This is a genomic window from Vibrio sp. V43_P6S15P86 (assembly GCF_009904725.1).
GTDB lineage: Bacteria > Pseudomonadota > Gammaproteobacteria > Enterobacterales > Vibrionaceae > Vibrio > Vibrio diabolicus.
Genome location: NZ_WXWT01000081.1, coordinates 1 through 3,398, shown reverse-complemented (window position 1 = coordinate 3,398; position 3,398 = coordinate 1). Strand labels below are relative to the sequence as shown.

3 protein-coding genes are annotated in these 3,398 nt (G+C 45.5%); all 3 read right to left on the bottom strand.

Translation table 11 applies throughout. From position 1 onward, the window contains the following. Nucleotides 1–1,203 (bottom strand): esterase FrsA (gene frsA, locus CAG69_RS03595; RefSeq protein WP_161442767.1); only part of this gene is annotated, 1,203 nt, incomplete at its 3' end. A 91-nt stretch (nt 1,204–1,294) separates the two neighbouring features. Further along, complete coding sequence (gene tet(34) / locus CAG69_RS03590; RefSeq protein WP_005391418.1) at nt 1,295–1,759, bottom strand: oxytetracycline resistance phosphoribosyltransferase domain-containing protein Tet(34); 465 nt, start codon at nt 1,757–1,759, stop codon at nt 1,295–1,297. Nucleotides 1,760–2,023: 264 nt separating this feature from the next. Continuing rightward, nucleotides 2,024–3,313 (bottom strand): NCS2 family permease, encoded by a 1,290-nt coding sequence (locus tag CAG69_RS03585; protein WP_047010160.1) that lies wholly within the window; start codon nt 3,311–3,313, stop codon nt 2,024–2,026. Between the last annotated feature and the right edge of the window lie 85 nt (nt 3,314–3,398).

Here is a 3,398-nt window from a genome sequence, read left to right as displayed (position 1 = left end):
GGATTGCTCATATCCTTTTGTAATCGTTTTGGAACTGATTTTTTTCGCTCTGCCATACTGACTAAACAGCGCGACAAGTTGGTTATCACTGTGTGGAGACACAGGATCGCCTTCAAGGCTCAACGCTAAAATAGGTACTTTGGTTTTTCTACTGCTCAAGAAGCCCTGAACCTTCAATGACCAGGCCATCATCTGGCCCGCCATGCTATTAATATCAACCGCGCTTTTCCCTAAGCGAGAAGCCAACAGATCCAGATACATCTTCGGCATTTTTTGCAGCTTCTCAGGGGAAGTAAAAATATCATGTACGGGTGCGCCGAGGGCTACACAAGCTTTGATCTTCTCTTGCTCAACAAAAGAGAGTCGGATCATGGCATTACCACCAAAACGAAATCCAACTAACCCCACTTTGTGATGATCCACCCAAGGCAATGAATACAGCTCATTTAGTACCGCTTGGTGCAGACAGCTTGAGTTCTCAGTCAAAGGCCAGTGAGAACTGTGCCCCACCGAAGGCATGTCGACCGTCAACATTGCAATATCTCGTGGTGCAAGATGATTGCGGAACAAACGCCACATGTCGGTTTGTAACGTATCGAGACCAGCGCTCACCATCACCACAGGCAGTTGTTTGTCGGTTCTTGGCAAATGAAGGTTCGCGATGATTTTGCGATTTTGGTAAGGCACTTCAATTTGCTTGATAGTGTACTTGGTCTTCTCTGCGCCGTCAGAGTACGCTTTGTTTGCCAGCACTTGAGCCTGCAAGGCTAAATTATCATTCTTCAGATGTGGGTAGCCTGCGATACTAAAACATAGAGATGCAGTGAAGAGTTCATCGGCGGCCTCCTCACCTTGCATTTCATTTGAACGCTTCTGATGCTCCATGCCGAGCTTAATCCACTCAAATGTCCAGTTGCCGTTGTGGTATCCCATTACGGTGTCTAACCAATCATCATTGGTTCGAGAGTGGGAAGAAGAAGCGATTTTAGAAAGCACACCTTCCATCTCTATCGGAGACAACCCTTGCCAAGCCCATTGCAAGCGGCGCAAATGACGATACCAAGCACGATCACCCTGCGCTTCTCGCTCATCAAGTATTTTTTGACTGGTCGGCATGTACTGGGTAAGCGCAGAGGTTTCTTTTGCTTGCTTATGTTTCACGAACAAAGTTTCGGAAAGATTTTTACTGACGTCTTCAGACATAGGAAGAACCTTAGGCTATTAGCATGAGTTGTTATGATAATAAAAAAAATGCCCCTATACAGGGGCATTTCTCAATATTCTTTAATAGCGTTTATTTTTGCTTGCGGTTTACAGGCTCAGCGTACTGGATTGACATATCCCAAGGTTGTTCAATCCAAGTGTCTTGCGCGATATCTACCACATAATCATCTAGCAACGCTTTGCCTGAAGGTTTTGCACACACAGCGATCATCTTCGCTTTTGGATACATCTCACGTAGTTTGCGCGCCGTATCACCACTGTCTACTAGGTCTTCAACGATTAGGTAACCTTCACCATCGCCTTCAGGTGCTTTTAGTACCGTCATATCGCGCTGATGATCATGGTCGTAGCTTGAAATACAGATTGTATCAACGTAACGAATACCCAGTTCACGAGCCAAGATAGCGCCAGGAACCAAACCACCGCGGCTTACCGCCCAAATCCCTTTCCATTGCTCAGCTGGCATTTGTTTTTCAGCCAGTTCACGGCAGTAAGTCTGCATTGCATCCCAAGTGATAATGAATTTTTTACTCATTGTAATAACCTAATAATTTGAAAATATGCATCCTCAAAATCTAGCGAACTCACTCAAAAGCGGAATGCTCACTGACCTCTCCAAAACGTATGGAGATGAGGATTTCAAGCTGCGCAAACGATTATTCTACCGAAACACACCGCTAATACCAACGGTGATATCAAAATTCTCTGCCTATTCCGCAGAAAAACCGTCTGAAGTGAACAACGTGAAAAAAGAAAAAGCCAGCGTGAATAAATCCACACTGGCTTTTTGCTCGAGAAATTAACCGACGAGGTATTTGACGATGAAGATGGCAGACATCACCCACACACTCATCGACACTTCACGGCCCTTGCCGCTGAATAATTTGATCGCCGAGTACGCGATAAAGCCTAACGTAATACCCTCTGCAATCGAGAACGTTAATGGCATCACCAAACAAGTCACAACAACTGGTGATGCTTCCGTTAGGTCACGCCAATCAATGCTTACCAGCCCAGACAACATCAAAATCGCGACATAGAACAGAGCGCCCGATGTTGCATAAGCAGGGATCATTCCTGCTAGCGGTGAGAACAATAGAGCAAGTAGGAAGAGCACACCAACAACCACTGCTGTTAGACCAGTACGACCACCAGCCGCCACACCAGAAACACTCTCAATGTAAGATGTGGTGTTTGAGGTACCGAGTAATGCACCTACTGACGTTGCCGTTGAGTCTGCAAGTAACGCTTTGTTTAGACGCGGGATGTTGCCATTCTCATCCGTGAGGCCTGCTTTTTGAGAAACGCCAACTAGCGTACCTGCGGTATCAAACAAATCGACAAATAGGAAAGCGAACACAACGGAAATCATGCCAACTTCAAACAAACCAGAGAAATCCAGTTGCATGAAAGTGGGTGCAATGCTTGGTGGCGTTGACATAATACCGCTCCACTGCACATCACCAAATAGAAGGCCAAGCGCTGTAACACCAAGAATGGCGATCATCACCGCACCTTTCACACCACGGTGAACAAGCGCGATAGTAAGGAAGAAACCAATCGCAGCCAATACAGATGGCAATGATGTGATCTCTCCCATAGAAACTAATGTCGCAGGGTTATCAACGACGATGCCTGCATTTTTTAATGCGATAAATGCTAAAAAAAGACCGATACCGGCTGAAATACCAGTTCGAAGAGAATGCGGGATCGAGTTAATAATCCACTCACGGATCTTAAATATACTCAAAAGAATAAACAGCAGGCCTGAAACAAACACCGCCGCTAACGCAACTTGCCACGTATAGCCCATTCCCAACACAACAGAGTAAGTGAAAAATGCGTTCAGCCCCATTCCTGGTGCTTGTGCAATTGGGTAGTTAGCAACAAATCCCATGATGAAACAGCCGATAGCGGCCGCAAGACAAGTTGCAACAAAAATGGCACCACGGTCCATACCGGTATCCGACAGGATCGCTGGGTTTACAAAAATAATGTAAGCCATAGTTAGGAAGGTGGTAACACCTGCAATGATCTCAGTGCGCACATTTGTGCCATTATCACTGAGCTTAAAAAGCCTCTCGAGCATGATCGAATCCTGTAAAGGTAAAAAGTAAACGGTTGCGTAATCGATTGGCGGGAATTATAAAGTTATCAAATAGCAAATTCTAGAT